This is a genomic window from Phormidium yuhuli AB48, assembly GCF_023983615.1.
GTDB lineage: Bacteria > Cyanobacteriota > Cyanobacteriia > Cyanobacteriales > Geitlerinemataceae > Sodalinema > Sodalinema yuhuli.
This window is the reverse complement of record NZ_CP098611.1, coordinates 1,273,043-1,290,160: the sequence shown is the minus strand read 5'-3', so window position 1 is coordinate 1,290,160 and position 17,118 is coordinate 1,273,043. Positions and strand designations below refer to the sequence as shown.

Genomic DNA, 17,118 nt, shown 5'->3' with positions numbered 1-17,118 from the left:
TGCCTCTTGCCTCAAAACCGCATCTGAAACTCTACCGCCCCACGATTATCATCATCAAAATTCGTCGAACCTCGGATGAGCCAATTATCATCAATCCGATAGCGGATACTAAACCGAGTCGAGTCACCGCGATCGAGAATCGTCAAGACCGACGCCGAGAAATCATCCGTGATATTCACCCCAACTTCCGCCCCCAACCCTAACACCGACGTGCGAGGGTCTACTGCCGGAAATAAGCGAAAATCCCGATAACCCAGGGCACGACCCACAATTGATTGTACCTGAGTTAACAGCGCCGAACTTGCCACCACCAACGACGGGTCCTGGCGGCCGAGAGTCCCTAAGGCCCCGCCCCCAATCAGCGAGAGAATTTCCGTCTGCGATCGCGCCGGAGAACTGCTCAACTCCAGAGGTGTTTGTACAACCCCCTCCCCATTGGGAAAGCCCTCAAACAGACGACTGGCCCGTCCCTGGGCCCGGGCCTCAATCCGCACCGTTTCCACCCCACCCCGTTCAATGGAGGGATCAACAATCTCCGTCCCCGTTCCCAGGCGATCGAATCCCACCGGTGAAACAATCCGGGGGCGAGTTGTCTCCTGAACCGCTGCCCGTAAGCTGACATCTAGAACTGGGTCCAGACCGAACTCAGGGTCAAAGGTTGCCGTATTCTCCCGTCCCGCCAGGGTAAAGGTAGTCGTAAACAGATTCACCTGTCCATTCCGTAAAAAGATCGTCCCGCTAGGTTCCGGGCTTTCAAAGGGGCCATTCACCAATAGCTTGCCATCAGCCACAAAATTGAGAACCGGGAAACTAACAATCTGAACCCCTCGCCCCAACTCCAACAGTAAGTTGTTGTAGCTAATAATCGGTGGCGTCTCTAAATCCACCATCTCTCCCCCCGTTCCCGGGTTTTCCTCATCAGCAATAAACACCTGGCCCCGCGTCAGCAGCACTTGACCCCCTAAATCGGGAAATAAGGCTGAGTTTGTTACCCGTATCACCCCATCAATGCGACCTTTATAGAGGCCTTCGAGGTCTAACTCCACTCGGTCAAACGTCACCTCCAAGGGGCTTTCCACCGGCAGGGGTGAGAACACCGGCAATTCCCCAGCGGCCTGAACCGACCCCTGGCGGAACTGGCCCACCAACTCAGGAATCACCACCGTGTCATCGAGAAATTCCAGAACTCCATTGACCTGAGTTAACGGTTCCGGAAGTTGGGGAGAATTAAACTCTGCATCCCGGAACTCCGCCCGTCCCCGAGTCGCCAACGGCACATAGTTCAACCCCGTACCCACTTGCTCCCCAGCAATAGTGAGTTCCAAAGACCCTTCACCGCCCAACCATTCCAGAGTGCCGTCTGTGAGGGCTGTCAACACCTCTAATCCTTCATTTTGGGCATTAATGCCAATTTCAAACTCATTGCTCTCTGGGCGTACTGTAGCGCCAGGGAAGAGAATCGGCAGAGTTGCCCGAAGACGAATCGGCTCCGCCTCCTCTCGTAACACCACTCCTGCACCAAAATTAAGGCGACCATCGGTAACCCCAAACCCGCCTTGAGCTGTTTGTACAGACTGTTGATTGATTTGGGCATCATTCCAGCGAAGTTCTCCCCGAGCGGCTGGATTCTCCAGACTCCCTGACAGGGTCGCACTCGCATTCAAATTGCCGGCAAGGCGGACCCCTTCAGGAAATTCGATAAACTCTGAGACGACGGACATCGGTAACCCCGTCAGCACAAACTGACCCGACTGTTCCGGGGCCCCCAAAATGCCGTTAAAGTTCAGGCGAGTCAGTTGGGGGTCGTCGAGATTGGCCTGGACATTAAGGGTTTGAATATCCCAAACCCCCTGTTCGACTGCCCCTTGAGTCGCAATGTCATGAATTTTGTAGCGGTCCCATTGCCAATTTTCTCCCGCGAGGTCAAAGTTAAAATCAATCCCGTCACTCAGAGACCCCGCAAGATTTACCTCACCAGAAAACTGCCCCTGTAACTTAGCTAATTCCGGTAACGGTGAGGCCTCGTCTCGGGCTTGTTGTTGCTGTTGCAGTAGGACATCGATTTCCACTAATCGTTGCAATTGCCGGATGAGGGTAGCGTCGGGGTCTCCCACGCCGACAACGGTTAGGGCATCAACGCCAGCGTAGGTAGCCGGCTCTAAACCCCGCTGTACATCATCAAGGTTAAACCAACGCAGGGCCTCTAAAATTTGTTGAATTTCCCCCCGATAAATTTTGAAGGCTCCGGCAAATGTGGGATCGTCATGGGTCGCAATAGTGCCATCAAATCCATAGCGACTGTCTCCCTGTTGCAATTCCACCGAGTTGAGTTGTAGGACTTCGTCAGCCCAAACAAATTGCCCTTGCACACTATCAGCTTGGGTTAAACCTAAACGGGGGTCTCGGATATCTAAGGTCCCGGAGACGAAAGACCCGGTGGGGGCGGCTCTCACTTCAGTGGTGAGGTCGCCGGCGAGGATGCCCCGGTCTTCCATCGGCTGTAGATTGAGCATGGCTAGGGGGAAGTTCCTCAGGTCGAGGTTCCAGAGTTTATTGTCCAGTACACCTTCGGCAGTGGTTTCCCCCAATTGCAGGGTGAAGGACAGAGGGGAGAAGTCCGGGGTTAGACGTAGGGAAAGGCTATCCTGAGGCTGACCGAGGAAAGGTTCGGTTTGTCCGGCCAGTTCCACCAGGACTCCCTTTTGGTCAGCGGTGATGGGACCCCCAATCACTCGGTCATAGCGACGATCGCCCACTTGGAAATCACGCACTTGCAGGTTTCCTTCCTGAATGGCGATATTGATGGGGGTGAACTCCTGCCACCCCCCCGTGAGGGCGATCGCCCCATCTAAGCGTCCCGCCACATCGAGGGCCGCTGTTTGTGTCGGCAATGGGGGAAGTCCAGGGACTAATTCCCTTAATTGAGCATTTTCCAGTCGTGCTGAAACTTGCCAGCCCCCATCCTCTAGGGTAATATCCATCAACACTCCACCCAGGTCCTCAGTCGGCTCCTGGGCCAGCGTTGTGGTTCCCACGATAAAGCCGACTTCTAACTGTCCGGAGATAGCTTGGGGCCGTAAATCTCTCACGGACCCTGTTAACCGGGCATCACCGTCAACCCGCTTCCCCAAAGGAGACAGAGCAACCGGAGCGTCGACAAAGGGAGTCAGGGGAATTTGCAATTGCTCAGCATCAATCAGCCAATTTCCCTCGGCCAGTTCAAAACGTCCCCCAAGTCTTCCCTCGCCTAAGATGACTCCCAGTTGACCTTCAGCCATCAAGGTTTCTGGGGAGAGATTATCTAAGGGAACCCGAAACTGACCCTGGCCACTGAGACGGGAGGGGGTCAGTTCCGCCGTGGGAACAAAGGGGGTGATATTGACATTTTGGGCGCTCGCCTCCCCTTGCAGTTGTCCCTGGGTAATTCGGCTGGCAATCTCCACTCGACCCTGATTAACCGTGAGTTCCCCTTGAATCGCCGCTTCCAGGGTTTGAGGACTTAAGGTTTCCAACAGAGCCACATCGCCCCCAAATCCAGCCCGGCCCGCAAAGGTTCCCAGGGTCAGTTCTGGGGGAACCTCAATGAAGGGAGCCAGGGGTAATCCTTCCGTCACCAGTTGAGCTTGCCAGAGTCCATCACCCAGGGACCCATCCAGACGCAGGGGACTCTCAGCAATGGTGGTGGTGAAGGAGGTTTGTCCGCTGAGGTTCGCCAAATTGAAGTCTTCTAAATCCGCCACTGTTCCCGCCACCTGTAAATTCCCAGAAATGGCTCCTAAGGGGAGTTGAGCCAATTCTTGGGGTAAAAGATGGGAGGGAGGTGTTAGATTTTCGGCGGTGAGGATTGTTTCCCAAGTGCCATTCTGTAGGGCCGCTTGTAGGGGAACCGCCGTCCCCAGCAACTGGAGATTTCCTTGGGCTAAGGCTTCAAGTTGCTCTAATTCGGTCACGCCAATCTCTCCAGCGAGAATCAGTTGACCCGTAAAGCCGCCGACACCATAGGTTTGACCGATATCTTGAGGAATGACACTGGCTAACGAGACCGATTCTGTGGCCAGTTCCAGCCGCCAGGTTTCCTCTTGGAGTAAGACCCCGCCTTGGCCCCGACCTCCAGCAATTTCAATAATGGGGAGGCTAATGAGGGTTTCGTCACCCGCCGTTTGCAACATCCCTCGGGCACTAACGGGGCCAATTGTCCCTGTGGTGGGTATGTCATAACGACGGGCGATCGCATCGGCGGAGGCGTTACGGACAATAAACTCCGCTTCCACCACGGGGGCCTCATCTTCCTGTTCCGGCAACTCAACCCGTACCGCTGCTTGCACCTCTCCCCCGCCTTCTGCGGGAGTGGCATTGAGTTGTTCAATGAGGAATTCTGAGGTTTCTGTGGAGAGGCCAAAGCGGGCTTGAAGCTCACTAAAGGGAAGGCGATCGACAATGATCACATCGGTATTGCGCACTTCCCCGATGAGTAAGGGATTTTCAATATCCCCCACTACTTGTAAAACCCCTTCCAACTCTCCAGTAATCTCTACGGGAAACTCTAAATCGAGGGTTTCGGCGATGGTTTGCCAATCTGTGGGAGGGACTACAATAGGGATTTCATAGCCCCGTTCCAGGTGCATTAAGCCCTGGGGAATGGTCATGGGGATATCGTCCCCATAACTGGCGGAAATCTCCTCAAAGGCAATGAGATCTCCTTGAAAACGCATTCGTCCTGACCCATCAAGAATCGGTTGGGGAACCCCAGCTAAGTCTAAATCCAGGTCATTAAAGCGGAGATTTCCCTGTAGGTTAAGGGGGGCTTCGCGGCCATCAGTGGTGAGCCGCATGGAAAGGTTGCCGAAGATTTCCCCTCCCTCCAACCTCAGGGGAGCGGGAATCCAGGGAGAGACCACCTCTCCTTGCAGGAATTGGGCTGAGAGGTTTAAGTTGACGGCTTGGTCTGGGTTGCTAAACTCACCCTGGGCGTTGAGGCGGCCGGTAATGTTGTGATAGCCGGTGGCGTTAAAGCTGATGCGATCGCCCTCGGCACTAAATTCGGCATCCCCACTAAAGCGTCGTAGGGTAATGGGTTCAGGAGGAGCAATCTCAGAGTTGTCCGCCAGGGGAATCAGGGAGTTCACCTCAGCCACTTCTCCCGAAGGCTGCCAATTCATGAGGTTAACCGTCGTCTCTTGCTCAGGAGCGTCGGAGTCTGGCGGGGATTCAGATCCATTGAACTCCGGTTTCGGCTGGGGAATCACCGTGAGACTTCCCCCATCAACGCGAATCCGGTTGAGTTGAATTTGAATGAACCCCGGTTCTCCCGGTTCCCGGAGATCCGTGGTGGCCCAATTCCCATCCTCAAGCTGGGGAATCGTCACATCCACCTCTTCTAGTCGGACATCTAAGGGGAGAGTACGATTCCAGACTAGGGACAGGAGATTAAATCCTACATGGACGGCTTCGATATTGGCTTGACTGGGTTGATCCTCACTGGGGAGAACCTGAGATTCACCAAAGCGAACATGGCCGAGAGACACCCCTTCCAACTCACCCATCTCAATGGGCCGTTCCAGGAGTTGTCCTAATTCCTCAGACAAGAGTGGGGCCAGTTGGTACTGAACAAACCGCCAGCCCCAAAGACTTCCCCCAGCGAGGACTGTTAAGACAAGAATGGAGATCGCCCACAGGGCCCGCCGGCGGCGGGGAGGTTGGGGTTCCCGTTGGGGTTCCTGTTGAGGATCTGTGGGAGGGGTCGGGTCAGAGAACTCGCTCATCTGTAAGCAGGGGGGAACAGGTAAAGGATATCCTAGCGGGAAACTTTCCCGGACAACAGGGACGGGTGACAGATTAGGGGGCGATCGCTTTCACGGTACATTAAAAACAACGACGGCTGGAATTTCGATGCGGAGGGTTTGTCATGAAAGTCTATGTCTTGTTATTCAATGCCCGTCAGGAGAATGAGGGCATTCACACGATTCGTTTAGGAACCCCCCAGGGGGGAGAACGAAACATTGTCATGATGTTTGAGTCTCAGGATGATGCGGAACGCTATGCCATGTTGTTGGAGGCCCAAGATTTCCATGTCCCCACGGCGGAGGCCTTCGATTCCGAAGAGATTGAGGAATTTTGCAACAGTTGCCACTATGAAGCCAAGTTAATCCCCGAGGGCTTTGTCCCCAAGTCTCCGGAGGAGCGGATTTTCCTCTCACCGCCGGAAACCAATTTAGAGGATACTGATTGGGAACGAGAACAGCAACAGCAGGGACGTCCTTCTCAGGAAGAGGATGTGCCCACGGCCCAGTTAGATGATATTCGTCGCCGTTTAGAAGGGTTGTTGTAAGGGAGTTAGAACCATTGGAGAGTCGCGGACATTTGTTAACGGAACAGAGTAATCCCAATTCTCAGGAGTTGGATCGCTTCAGTTCCCTGGAATTGGTCGATTTGTTTGTTGAGGAGGATGGCCGGGTGTTGCAGGCCATCACGGCCGCTCGCGAGGCGATCGCCCAAGCCATTGATTGCACAGCGCAGGCCCTAGCTGGAGGGGGTCGCTTATTGTACATTGGCGCCGGCACGAGCGGGCGTTTAGGGGTGCTTGACGCGGCAGAATGTCCCCCCACCTTCTGCACCCCTCCCGAGCTGGTACAGGGCATTTTAGCGGGGGGTGAAGCCGCTCTGGTTCGCAGTTCAGAGGCCTTAGAGGATCGGTTTGAGGATGGGGCCTTGGCCCTAGTTGAGCGAGGGGTGACGGCCCAGGATGTGGTGGTGGGGATTTCCGCTGGAGGAACAACTCCCTATGTGCAAGGGGCGATCGCAGAGGCCCGTCAACGAGGGGCCACCACGATTTTTATCGCCTGTGTCCCCATCGAACAAGTCCCCAGTCAGGCCGATTTAGAGATTCGCCTTTTGGTGGGGCCAGAAGTGTTAGCCGGTTCAACGCGCTTAAAGGCGGGAACGGTGACCAAGTTAGTGCTAAACATCCTCTCCACCAGTGTCATGGTGAAACTGGGGAAAGTCTATGGCAATCGCATGGTGGATGTGTCTGTCACCAATCAAAAATTACGCGATCGCGCCATCCGCACCCTAGTGGATTTAACAGACTTATCCCGAAGTGAGGCAGAGTCCTTATTAGACCGCTGTCAGCAACGGGTCAAACTGGCGTTATTTGTCCATTGGTCTGGGTTGGAGGTTGAGGAAGGGCGATCGCGCTTAGAGGCGGCTGGAGGACATTTACGTAAGGCGTTGGAGGGGGAATAGGGGGAGAAGAAGGGAACAGGGAACAGAAGGCAATAGGCAATAGGCATAACCCACCCCTAACCCCTCCCAGGAGGGGAAGGCAATAGGCAATAGGGGAGAAGAAGGGAACAGGCAGTTATGCCGGGAGAGGGCGCGAACAGCCGTTCGCCCCTACGTCTCTGTGTCCTCTGTGACTCTGTGGTTCCCCCTCCTCCTCCTCTACCGATTCTGTGCTTCCAACTCCCGCACGGAATCAATGAGCGATCGCACCTCTTGGGTTCCCTCGGACTTCTCAAAGCTGAGGGGGAACTTGCCGCAGACTAACATCCGTAAGCCTAGAGGCGCTAAACTTAATATCCCGCGTAAATCCCGGAAGTAATTTCCCACCACTTGCACCCCAAATTTGCGCTCATCCACCCAACCGCCATCACGGACTAATTCCACCAGGGTTTTGCGGTGACGGACGGCCCGACTGGCACTGGTATCACGGCGGGAGAGAATGGCTTGCTTCACCTCCCCAATGCGATCGAGGGGGGCGACTTCCATGGGACAGACGGAATTACAGTAATAACAACGAGTACAGCCCCAAACCCCATCGGTTCCCTGTTCATATTGATTGATACGGGTTTCGGTGCGATCGTCCCGGTTATCATCCACCATCCGCTGGGCTTTGGCGAGGGCGTGGGGACCGACAAAATTGGGGTTCACCTCAACGGCGTTACATTCTGAGTAACAGGCCCCGCAGAGGATGCAGTTGCCACTGTGACTGAGTTTTTCCCGTTCTTGCGGGGATTGGGAAAACTCCCGTTCGGGAATCTGACGGGCCTGGGTGCTGACATAGGGATCGACGGCATCCAGGTTATCCCAGAATTTGCGCATATCCACGACTAAATCCTTAATGACCGGCATATTGCCCATGGGGGCGATCGTCATGGCTGGAATTTCCTCGTCCGATAGGCCGTGAATCTGCCGCAGCCGGGCGATTTCTGCCCCGACATTCTCTTTACAGGCTAAGGTTGAACGGCCATTAATGCGCATCGAACAACTGCCGCAGATGGTGTTACGGCAGTTTTTACGGTAGCCTAGACTGCCATCCTGTTCCCATTTGATGCGATCGAGACAGGTGAGAATGGTCTCACTGGGGTCAACGTCGAGTTGATAGGTTTGCGAACGGGGGGCGTTGTCGCGAGTTTGGCGCAGAATATTAAAGGTAACGTGCATGGTGAGGTCGGTGTCGGCAATGATCCTCACTTTATTGTAGGGACTTTGTGAACCTCAGTCCGGTTGCAACGGCAACAAATCCCCTGGGTGATAACTGTGGATAACTCGGCCCGCACCCCGCAAGATCCGGCGATAGTTACGACTAACTTGACTCCCATCGTTGGCGAGGCGGTCAATGGCAATGCCATTATGACCCAACTCTCGACCGGAACTATGGATATAGCGATCGCCTCCCAGATATAATCCCACGTGGGTGGCTTTGAGGGGGGGTCCGAAAAATACTAAATCTCCTGGCTGCATGGCTTCGGTGGAAACGGCTAGGGTGAAAGCTTCTTGTAAATAGGCATCTCGGGGTAACCAGACTCCCACTGAAGCGAAGGCCGCTTGCATCAGTCCCGAACAGTCATAATTGGGGCCGAGGGTTCCTCCCCAGAGATAGTGGTTGGGTTGGGCCATGGCTTGTTTCGTAAACTCAATCACCTCGGGGATAATGTCGCGAATTTCCATCTCCGAAAACTCAACAGCCACATAGGGAGAGGAGGAAGGGACGGGTTCAAGCTGGACCACCGCTTCTGGGGCCAGCCAACCGGGATAGTCGTCTTCACACAGTCGCACCCGCAGGGATGACTCGTCACCATGGGGCAGTGATAAAATTCGCAGGTATCGTCCCGTTGCGGCCTGGGTTGCCAAGCTATCCCGTTGGGGAGAATCATAGAGATTGAGAGGGGCTAAATTACGATATTCTCCAGATTCGTGCAACTCGATCGCTCCTGTAGCCATTATCTAGACTCCACCATGACGTTTTTCAGAAAAGACGAATCACTCGAAGCTGTCGGCGATCGCATTCTTGAGGCGGTTTGGGCCACCTTTCCCCAACTTGCTAAAAACCAACTGGCCCTAACCTGGATTCCTTATGATCCTCCCATTGCCGTAAATACGGGTGGGGCCCTCAGTTCCGATGAGTTCTGGAAGTATCAACCTCGGGGCTTCCACTATCGGGGGGTGGAACGGATTTATCCGGCGAGTGTCGTCAAGTTATTCTACCTGGTGGCCGTGTCGGAGTGGCTGGAGACGGGCATGATTGAACCTTCGGCGGAACTGGACCGGGCGGTGCGCGATAGTATTGTGGATTCGAGTAATGATGCGACCAGCTTGATTGTGGATGTTCTCACGGGAACCACCAGCGGTCCAGAATTGCCCCCCGGCCCCTTTGAAACCTGGAAAATGCAGCGCAACATTGTCAATCGCTATTTCCAATCGTTGGGATGGGAGGAGTTAGAGACGATTAATGTCAATCATAAGACCTGGTGTGATGGGGCCTATGGTCGGGAACGGGCCTTTCTGGGGACGATGATGGACAACCGCAATATGCTGACCACGAATGCGACGGCTCGTTTGGTGCATAGTATTGTGGGTGGGGTGGCTGTGTCGTCGGAGCGATCGCAGCAGATGATGGCCCTGATGAAACGCAATCTCGATCCGGCAGCATTAGCTGCTGACCCAGAAAATCAGGTAACGGGCTTTTTAGGTCAGGGGTTACCCTTGGATACGGGGGTTTGGTCGAAGGCGGGATTAACCAGTCAAGTCCGCCATGATGCGGCTTATATTGAACTGTCTGATGCCAATCCTTATCTCTTGGTGGTCTTCAGCGAGGGGCCGGCCCAGAGTCAGTCAGAGACCTTGCTGCCGTTTATTTCAGGCCAGGTGGCGGAGGCAATGCGAGGCTTGAGTCAAGGCTGAGAAAAAAGTTTGGGGATGGCCTTGCAATGTCAAACGGATATGCTATGATGTTTTTCTGTGACACCTGGAGAGGTGGCTGAGTGGTCGAAAGCGGCAGATTGCTAATCTGTTGTACGGTGAACTCCGTACCGAGGGTTCGAATCCCTCCCTCTCCGTTCCTAAGGGACTTGGTCTTGAGTCCCTGAATTCCCCAGATAGACTCTCTCAGACGCGCTGTTATGGCGCGTCTTTGTTGGTTTGGGGGGGAGAGGGTTACCACAGAGGCACAGAGGACAGGTCGGAAGAGGAGGGGGGGGAGAGGCAAGAGAGAACCACGGAGTCACAGAGGACACAGAGGACAAACCCGAGATGGATTCCCCCCTTTTGCCTTTTGCCTCTTGCCTCTTGCCTCTTTTGCCTTTTGCCTTCTCTAAAAACGATTAGATTCAGGGGCTTTATTGGTGACACCGCTCCCGGGTTGTCTGAGGAAGTTGTTGTCTTGGGCTTGGTTTTGATAGATACATTGGACTGTGGGATTATCATTGATATCTCCCATAAAGCCAAAGGTATTGAGGCGGTTGCGACAGTTACGGACTTCGTCGGAGGAAACGACATTCATCCGTTCGAGAATTGACCAGTTGGTGTTGCGGACGACACAGCCGGGGTGCATCCTGGGTTGGGAGACGTAAACGTTGAAGGGGTTGAGGGTGATATAGGAATAACTTTCCACCACCATGGCACTGGCGCCATATTTCACGCAAAATTCAGGGTTGGCAACGCTGCGATCAAGGACTTCTCGGGAGGCGACGTTTTGGGCGTTGACGGTGGTGGTGGAACTGAAGGCGATTCCAATCCCTATTCCGAGGATGAAGACGCCGCCAATCAGGGCTAGGAGGGTATAGTTGAATGCGGATTTGGCTTTACTGGTGGCTCGACTACGCTTCATGATAGGGAGTAAAGGGTCTTGATAAACAAGAGTGGTGAGGTTATTGAAATCATAGCTGACCGTTGGGAACTTTGTTTGGGTTGTGATCGGTCAACTGTCTCTAGTTTAATCACTGATGCAGAAACTGGGGCGATCGCCCCTCAGGACTTTTAGGATTCGTCAGGGCGATCGCCAATTCTCCCGAAGTTTGCGCTAAAGTCTTGAAGGACGAAGACAGATTATCCACTGTACCTGACCCCAAACTATCTCACGAAAGGATTGCTTAAGGCTATGAAGTTCCCCCCTGTTGCACTGATCGCATTGGCTGCCGCTATTCCGAGTGCGGAGGCGGTCATGGCCGCGTCGGTGGGGATTCAACTTCCCGACAATTGCAATGTCGTTGCATTGAGTCCTGCTGAAAGTGGACGAGCGGGTGGAATGCTCGTTTGTGCCCCGGAATCCCCAGATGGACCCCCTCCCATTTTAGGGAATAATATTGACCTCCCTGACCTCCCCGAGACGGTGGAGTTTGCGGATTTGAGCGATCGCTACGAACGTCCCTTTATTGAAGCGTTGGCCCGTCAGGGGATTATTCCAGCGGCGGAGGATGGGAAGTTTAATCCCGATGACCCCCTCACGGAAGCGGAATTACGAGCCTGGTTAGATAAAAGCCTGGAAATCCGTGAAACCATGAACCCTTCCCTCAAGGAGTCCTCAGAAGAGGTGTCAGACGCATCCAGTCTGGAGGACGAGGCTCAGGCAGCTAAGGTTACCGGTAAGGACGTCCATCTCCAACATTTTGGTAAACGGCTCACCGGTAAGTCGGTTGAGAACGAGGTGGAACCAGTGGTATCTCGCCTAGAGGCCCTGGTGGCCCTGGCGACTCATTTTGATTTGGAGTTAACGGAGGAGTTGGAGGCCAACACGGTTTTAAGTTTTACGGATCTCGATCGCGTCCCGGAGTCGGCTCATAATGCCCTCAAAGCGATTGTGGGCCATGAGATTATTATCTTGCATTCGGAAGAAGAGGAACAGGAGGAAGAGCTAGAGGAGATGGCTCTCTATCCTCACTTCTCGGCGACTCGGGCCGATGTGGCAGTATTGCTGTACAAGTCCATGGTGAAAAGCGGTGGTTTTGCCCCCATCGCCATGAGTTCTCAAGGCTCTCTCGGCGAGATGAATATCCGCTTCGATGGCTCGGGTGAGGCAATTTCCTCGCCTCTCGTTCGCCCGGGTTTGATGCAACAACTCTTTGCAGATTCCTATTCCCCAGGAACCATCGCCATCGGCTTGGCGGAAGGAACCCGCACGGTGGATGGGGGTAAAAGTAGCGGCTACTGGGGCCACCGCGATCCGGGGAATGGTAAGCACAATATGGGAACGTTCAGTTATCAGCATGGGGCTAGAACCCCGGAAGAGGCGGATTTACTGCAACTGCGACGGATTTATCAATATAGTGCGGCCCTTGAGGAGTATGCGGCAGCCCACGGTATGGAGTTGTCGGTGTTAGAGTTTGTGGCGGGTTTGGATTTAGCTAACCAAGCACCTCTAGCGGCTCAGCATTACCTGGCTAATTTACAAGAGGCTAAGGCCCGAGGAGCAACGGGAGTTGAGGCTATCCTGGAGGCCCGGGCTTATAGTTACTTCAACCCGGCTACCGGACGCTTAGAGGCGAGCGGCTTCCGCAATAACTGGGAGTGGTTACGCTATGACCAGTTACGTCGGATTCATGCTATCCATCAAACTCTCAGCTACCACGGAATCGAGTAATTGTCAAGAGGAGATTCGGTCAGTGATGTCAAATATCAACGACCGAATCTCCCGTTCAGCGGGGTTAAAAGTTTTCTAAAATCCGTTGAACAATGTTCATTCCGGTGACCGCTTGCCAAGCGAACAGGCCGACGACGGCGATGTTAAGACTAATGTGGCTATAGCGGGCCCAGTCTTTACCTCGTTGCATGAGGGGAGCGAGGGAGGCGGAGAGGGCCACAAGTCCCATCATGCTCAGTCCCACTAATAGGTGGGGGCCAACGAAGAGTTTACCGTTGTTGATGTAGGTGACGGACATCCCGCCGATGGTGCCGAGGACGACGCCAACTAGGAGTAAGGAGCCAATTTTGAAGTGTTTGCTGCGAAAGTCTCCTTGAACGAGTTCTTTTTTCTCTTCGCCGCTAGCAGAACGCAGTTTACGGACTTTGAGACCGGTGTAGAGGGCATAAATGGCGATCGCCAACATTCCCCACATCAGTAAGGGGTGAATGAAGTTCAGCCAGGGTTTGATTGACTCAGGAATGAAATCCATGGGGGTTCTCCTCGGTGTTTGACTATGACGTGTTCTCTCGTGACGGCGGGGGACTCCTTCAGGGAAATGGCCCCTTAACCGTCACAAAACTTAGCATAGCAAGTTTCCGGACGAGAATCGGGTTGTCAATTTAATCCTGTAGCGATGGCTAGGAGTCTTGTGAAGGGGTGCTAGAGGGGTGAGGAGGGACGGGATCATAACCGCCGGGATGGAAGGGGTGACAGCGTAAAATCCGGCGTAGGGCTAAGAGTCCCCCTCGCCAGGGACCAAAGCGTTCGATCGCCTCGACGGCGTAAGTGGAACAGGTGGGTTGGAAACGACAGGAGGGTAAGGTCCAGGGAGAGATGAAGAGACGATAGACTCGAATGAGGGTTAAAGCGGTCTGTTTGGCGATCGCACTCAGCATAGGGTCAACTCCAATCGATTAAACGGGAATAGTAGCAACAGGGGGGATGGCGAGGGGTTCAGGTCTAGGGGGCGATCGACAATTCTTGATAGGATAAGGGGAATTTCTAGGTTTTGTGCCATCCTGTCCTCCCCACTGCTTATCTCAGATGCCATGTTAGAGTCCGGCCTTGTCCCCACCACCACCCCGCTATGGTTCTCCAGTGGCGTAGTGGTGGTCTGGTTAGGAGTGGTTCTCAGCAGCGCCGAAGCTCTCTATCGCTATCGTCATCTTAACCCGGAGTTTAGCCGCAAAATTGTCCATATTGGTACGGGGAACGTCATCCTCATCGCCTGGGGATTGGGAGTCCCCGCTTGGATTGGCATTGCAGCGGCGATCGTGGCGGGGTTTGCGGCCTTACTCTCCTACTGGCTTCCTCTGCTTCCAGGGGTTAACAGTATTGGTCGCCAGAGTCTGGGAACCTTCTTTTACGCTGTCAGTATTGGGGTTCTGATTGCGGCGTTCTGGGAGTCCGCCCCCTACTATACCGCCTTGGGGATTCTGATTATGACCTGGGGTGATGGTTGTGCGGCGTTGGTGGGAATGCGGTTTGGGAAACACCCCTATCAGGTTTTGGGGATGACGAAAAGCCTGGAGGGAACGGCGGCCATGTTTAGCATTAGTTACCTCATTAGCCAGTTCGTATTACTGGCCTCTGGTGCTCCCTGGAGTGAGCTAATTTTAGTATCGTTGTTAGTAGCGACGACGGCGACGCTCCTGGAATCGTTTTCAAGCCTCGGCTTAGATAATTTAACGGTTCCAGTGGGGAGTGCTACGTTAGCATTTTATGTGCAGTCCTTTTTGTTTTCTTAATCTCATGTTTTTCGGGAGACTTAGTCTTAAAAATGGTTGGGGTTAAGTCTCACGGTTTGAGTCCTGTTGAGTTGAGCCTACCTCTATGTCTATGTCATCTGTTTTACCCTCTTCGAGTCAAGAGTCAGCGAAAATTGTGGTGTTGGTTCACGGCATTTTTCGCCAATCTAAAGTTTTCTCGAAAATGAAGCAACGCTTACAAGCTGAGGGTTATACGGTCTATAGCCCGGATTTGTTTCATCGTTGGGGTGCGCTGGGACTGGCTGACCTGGCGCAACAATTGGCGAGCTTCATTGAACAGCACCTTCCCGCAGACGCTGAGTTTGATTTGGTGGGATTGAGTATGGGAGGAATTGTCAGTCGCTATTACCTACAACGGCTCAATGGCGCGTCACGGGTGCGGCATTTTATTACCATTGCGTCGCCTCATTTGGGAACTTGGCTAGCCTATACTTTTCCTCGACGAACGGGATTAGAAATGCGTCCAGGGAGTCGGTTGCTGAAGGATTTGGATCAAGACTTAGACCGTCTCGATGTGGAGATTACCAGTATTTGGACTCTTTGGGATTTCATTATTGTTCCCTCGCAACATTGCTGTTTACCCGTTGGTGAGGTGATTCAGGTTCCGGTGCTGTTACATGGGATGATGGCTTGGAGCGATCGCACCATTGAGGTGGTTCAGAAACGCTTGCAAGAGCCGATTTCCTCGGATATAACCACTCAGGTCAGTTGAGAAAGTTAGGGGTTAGAAGATGGAGATACCTGAGCGCGATCGCCCCAACCGTTGAGAGTTTGTTCACCAATTCCTCGGACTTGTAACACCTCCTCTAGGTTCTTAAATGGACGCGCCTCGATAATCCGTTGTCCTAAGACATCGCCAATTCGCGGAAGGGTTTTCAACTCCTCTAAACTGGCGGTATTCAAATCAACTACCTCGGGAAGAGCACTACTGCGGTGAATCATCACTGGACAGTCTGCTTCTCGTTGGCGAATCCGTCGAGCAATATGGGAGGGAATCCCTAAGTCTGCGGTCTGATAAAGACGGTCAAATTCGCGGCGAAAATGGGCGGCTACGGTCTGATTTTGAATCATTAACACAGCTTCGTCATTGCTGACATTGGCCACATTTGACCAGTTGTGAGAGCCGGTAATGACGAGGGAATCATCGACGAGGGCGAACTTGTGATGTAAGACATCCCCTGGTGGAAGTTGAGCAACACCAACGCTAGAGATAGGCGGGTCCCAGGGTTGGTTATCTACCTCATATCGACATTGGTCATCGGCGAGGGCGACTCCTAACATATCCAGGCCTTCGGAGTAGTGACGAAAGGCGAAACCTCGGTCAATTAAGGCCCGAACTTCGACTCCCGCTTGGTGACGTTCGATGAGTTGATTGGTAATATCTTGAGCGGAGAAGACAAAGAGGGCTAAATTAACTTGATGTTGAGCGTTATTGAGAGCAGCGGCGATTTCTCCGTTGGTACTCTGTTCCCAAGGAAGGGTGCTTGAGGTGGGGGAAAATTTCACTGAGACGAGGGTATCGCCGATGGTGAGGTTGCGTAGGGGACGATGGGGTTTTCGTAAGCCAAAGCGACTTTGGAGAGTTCCTTCGGGGCCATCTCCCCACATGAATTCAAATTCTTCGCGAAACAGACTGACTAATTGGGGATTGTTGAGGCGTAGCAGATGATTGGGATTTCCTCGACTGGCGGGTTCTCCCATGTCGCCATGGATTCCTGAGAGGGTGAAGTTGGCTGAACCGGTGATGAGGATGTTGTTGTCGATGAGGACGAATTTATGGTGCATGAGGCCGCTGCCCCGGGAGCCGTCGGCGGTATCATCGATGGTGGGGACTTGGGCGTTGCGGAGGACAACGAGGGCGTCGTTTTCGGCGATTTCTTCGGGACTCATCACGCCGTCGTTGTTGCGATCAATCAAGCGTTTGGCTTCTTCGTAGCGGGAGCGTTGGCGATCGTCGAATTGGCGGATTTCTTCGGGGCTATAGTCGCTCCAGGGGCGATTATAGTCATGTTCTAGGATAAGACGGACGGATACTCCGGCTTGATGTTGGCGGGCGATCGCCCAAGCGAGTTTGGGGAGTCGGAGTTCCTGAATGGCGATATCGATGCGTTCTTGGGCGTTTTCGATGGTGTCGATGAGGAGTTGTTCGAGGTTATCGCCGTCGCGGGAAATTTGGCGATAGGGATCGGTGTAGTGGTGAGCGGGGTTTTGGTTGAAGTACGCTTCAATTTGTGGATGTTGGGGAAGTGGGGGGGGACGGTTGACGTCGCTTTGTTGTAATGTCCAGGGGGAACGACAGCCGAGGCTGAGGCTGAGGAGAAACCCTAGACTGGCTAAGAGTAGGAAGGAACGACGCACCACAACCATCAGAATTAGATTCTCAGATGAGGGGTTGAGAGTTGGGAAGGTTGGGGGTCATTGTAGCAGGCGATCGCGGCGATCGCCCCACAG

General features: G+C 53.6%; 13 protein-coding genes and 1 tRNA gene. 7 read left to right on the top strand and 7 right to left on the bottom strand.

Features of this window, described 5'->3' with window-relative positions; translation table 11 throughout:
- Nucleotides 1–11: 11 nt before the first annotated feature.
- Nucleotides 12–5,762, bottom strand: a complete 5,751-nt coding sequence (locus NEA10_RS05585; protein WP_252664266.1) for a translocation/assembly module TamB domain-containing protein — start codon at nucleotides 5,760–5,762, stop codon at nucleotides 12–14.
- A gap of 143 nt (nucleotides 5,763–5,905) precedes the next feature.
- Between NEA10_RS05585 and NEA10_RS05580 the strand changes: the two genes are divergently transcribed.
- Both NEA10_RS05580 and murQ read left to right on the top strand, forming a co-directional pair.
- A complete protein-coding gene (locus tag NEA10_RS05580; protein ID WP_252664265.1) occupies nucleotides 5,906–6,328 on the top strand; it encodes a DUF3110 domain-containing protein in 423 nt (140 codons plus the stop codon).
- Nucleotides 6,329–6,342: 14 nt separating this feature from the next.
- Nucleotides 6,343–7,242, top strand: a complete 900-nt coding sequence (gene murQ, locus NEA10_RS05575; protein WP_252664264.1) for an N-acetylmuramic acid 6-phosphate etherase — start codon at nucleotides 6,343–6,345, stop codon at nucleotides 7,240–7,242.
- 198 nt (nucleotides 7,243–7,440) lie between these two features.
- Here the strand turns inward: murQ and NEA10_RS05570 are convergent, their stop codons facing one another.
- Nucleotides 7,441–8,442 (bottom strand): succinate dehydrogenase/fumarate reductase iron-sulfur subunit, encoded by a 1,002-nt coding sequence (locus NEA10_RS05570; protein WP_252665299.1) that lies wholly within the window; start codon nucleotides 8,440–8,442, stop codon nucleotides 7,441–7,443.
- 54 nt (nucleotides 8,443–8,496) lie between these two features.
- The gene (locus tag NEA10_RS05565; protein WP_252664263.1) at nucleotides 8,497–9,222 is read right to left on the bottom strand and encodes a C40 family peptidase; all 726 of its coding nucleotides are present in this window, start codon (nucleotides 9,220–9,222) and stop codon (nucleotides 8,497–8,499) included.
- Nucleotides 9,223–9,237: 15 nt separating this feature from the next.
- Here NEA10_RS05565 and NEA10_RS05560 point away from each other — a divergent pair, with 15 nt between their 5' ends.
- Nucleotides 9,238–10,182 carry a serine hydrolase gene (locus NEA10_RS05560; RefSeq protein WP_252664262.1) on the top strand — a complete coding sequence of 315 codons (945 nt, stop codon included), beginning with the start codon at nucleotides 9,238–9,240 and terminating at the stop codon, nucleotides 10,180–10,182.
- A gap of 66 nt (nucleotides 10,183–10,248) precedes the next feature.
- Nucleotides 10,249–10,337: transfer RNA gene (locus tag NEA10_RS05555), tRNA-Ser, on the top strand.
- Between the two features lie 254 nt (nucleotides 10,338–10,591).
- Here NEA10_RS05555 and NEA10_RS05550 read toward each other — a convergent pair.
- Nucleotides 10,592–11,107 (bottom strand): DUF3172 domain-containing protein, encoded by a 516-nt coding sequence (locus NEA10_RS05550; protein WP_252664261.1) that lies wholly within the window; start codon nucleotides 11,105–11,107, stop codon nucleotides 10,592–10,594.
- A 300-nt stretch (nucleotides 11,108–11,407) separates the two neighbouring features.
- On the opposite strand from NEA10_RS05550, the gene NEA10_RS05545 reads away from it, so the two are divergent.
- Nucleotides 11,408–12,856: an S-layer homology domain-containing protein gene (locus NEA10_RS05545; RefSeq protein WP_252664260.1), complete on the top strand. Its 1,449-nt coding sequence runs from the start codon at nucleotides 11,408–11,410 to the stop codon at nucleotides 12,854–12,856.
- A 64-nt stretch (nucleotides 12,857–12,920) separates the two neighbouring features.
- Here NEA10_RS05545 and NEA10_RS05540 read toward each other — a convergent pair whose 3' ends face one another.
- Both NEA10_RS05540 and yidD read right to left on the bottom strand, forming a co-directional pair.
- A complete protein-coding gene (locus NEA10_RS05540) occupies nucleotides 12,921–13,388 on the bottom strand; it encodes a DUF4079 domain-containing protein (protein WP_252664259.1) in 468 nt (155 codons plus the stop codon).
- A 148-nt stretch (nucleotides 13,389–13,536) separates the two neighbouring features.
- On the bottom strand, nucleotides 13,537–13,794 hold the full coding sequence (yidD, locus tag NEA10_RS05535; RefSeq protein WP_252664258.1) for a membrane protein insertion efficiency factor YidD: 258 nt from the start codon (nucleotides 13,792–13,794) through the stop codon (nucleotides 13,537–13,539).
- 153 nt (nucleotides 13,795–13,947) lie between these two features.
- On the opposite strand from yidD, the gene NEA10_RS05530 reads away from it, so the two are divergent.
- Together NEA10_RS05530 and NEA10_RS05525 are read left to right on the top strand one after the other, a co-directional pair.
- On the top strand, nucleotides 13,948–14,646 hold the full coding sequence (locus tag NEA10_RS05530; protein WP_252664257.1) for a diacylglycerol/polyprenol kinase family protein: 699 nt from the start codon (nucleotides 13,948–13,950) through the stop codon (nucleotides 14,644–14,646).
- A gap of 85 nt (nucleotides 14,647–14,731) precedes the next feature.
- Nucleotides 14,732–15,379: an esterase/lipase family protein gene (locus NEA10_RS05525; protein ID WP_252664256.1), complete on the top strand. Its 648-nt coding sequence runs from the start codon at nucleotides 14,732–14,734 to the stop codon at nucleotides 15,377–15,379.
- A 5-nt stretch (nucleotides 15,380–15,384) separates the two neighbouring features.
- Here NEA10_RS05525 and NEA10_RS05520 read toward each other — a convergent pair whose 3' ends face one another.
- Nucleotides 15,385–17,034, bottom strand: coding sequence for a phospholipase D-like domain-containing protein (locus tag NEA10_RS05520; protein ID WP_252664255.1), 1,650 nt, complete (start codon nucleotides 17,032–17,034; stop codon nucleotides 15,385–15,387).
- Nucleotides 17,035–17,118: the final 84 nt, after the last annotated feature.